The 1,070-nt window shown below is 53.6% G+C and carries 2 protein-coding genes; both read right to left on the bottom strand.

What is annotated here, in order from left to right:
- Positions 1-23: 23 nt before the first annotated feature.
- Positions 24-293 (bottom strand): hypothetical protein, encoded by a 270-nt coding sequence (locus tag H8Z83_RS19175; RefSeq protein WP_187016488.1) that lies wholly within the window; start codon positions 291-293, stop codon positions 24-26.
- 60 nt (positions 294-353) lie between these two features.
- Complete coding sequence (locus H8Z83_RS19170; RefSeq protein ID WP_187016487.1) at positions 354-689, bottom strand: hypothetical protein; 336 nt, start codon at positions 687-689, stop codon at positions 354-356.
- Between the last annotated feature and the right edge of the window lie 381 nt (positions 690-1,070).

The following is a 1,070-nucleotide window of genomic DNA, read 5'->3' as shown; positions in this document are numbered from 1 at the left end:
CCACTAGATCGCTCGTGGCAGCGTCAGATGTGTATAAGAGACAGCTCTTCTGCCTTCATGTAGAAGTACAGGGAACCAATGGCGTCATTGAGTGTTGGTCCAATGATGTCAATGGCATCGTCCATCTCGTCGCCGTTAGCGGTGATCTGTACGATTGTTTCGGACTTGATGTACTCTGGAGCCTGATCACAGTCGATCAGACCCACGTGCACCATACGGTCTACAGCTTCTGCGATGGTTTGTCTCTCATCGAGATACTCGTTGATCGTAATCGTCACACTGCCTTTAGCCATCTTCTGGATTTCAGCCAGCATCAAGTCATGAGTCAACTCATCAGGTTCCAGGGCCATGACTTATTCCTCGGACAGCAAGTCGTTGATGTAGTCAGTACCGTCTTTCAGGTCAGCCAGTGTGTCGGCCTGAGAGAGGTAGGTTTCTACGTCGAACGTTACCCGGAAGTTCTCGCTACCCGGCTTACCCTTGACCACGTAGCCTTGGTCACGGAGCTGGTCGATCATCTTGCCGATGCTGACGTCCTTGATGCGGTCGCCTTCAGTCAGGCCACGCAGTTCGGAACGAGTGAACTCCAGGACGATGTCCTTGGTGAAGTTCAGCTTCAGGTTCGCTTGCAGGCGAGCCATCATTGCATCGTTGATGTATTTAGCGAGGTTGGAGGTGCTAAGAGCCATTGTTACTTTCCTTACTTAGGAGGGGAGGTTATTACTTCTTTGGGACAAGGACGACAACGTCTTTGTTATTGCCTTTTACTTTCAGGGTGTAGGTACCCGGAATGAAACAGAGTGCCTCACTGGTAGACACTGTACGTGCTTTACGCGGAGAGAACTGTCTTGCAGCAGGAGAACCCGGTTCGACGACCTCGATGACACGCGTAACGGTACGCATCATTGCCCCTGCGGGTAACAGGAGGTAATAAGTCTCGTCGATGGTGTAGCCGTCTCGTACAGGTCTGCTGGTTGCCTTGACCCACTCGTTGCTGTCTCTTATACACATCTAAACTGGGGGGGGGGGGGGGGGGGGGGGGGGGGGGGGGGGGGGGGGGGGGGGGGGGG

It is taken from the genome of Dysosmobacter segnis, from assembly GCF_014297285.1.
Taxonomy (GTDB): domain Bacteria; phylum Bacillota; class Clostridia; order Oscillospirales; family Oscillospiraceae; genus Oscillibacter; species Oscillibacter segnis.
Note: the sequence above shows the minus strand (reverse complement) of the source record. Positions and strands in the feature narration are given on the sequence as shown.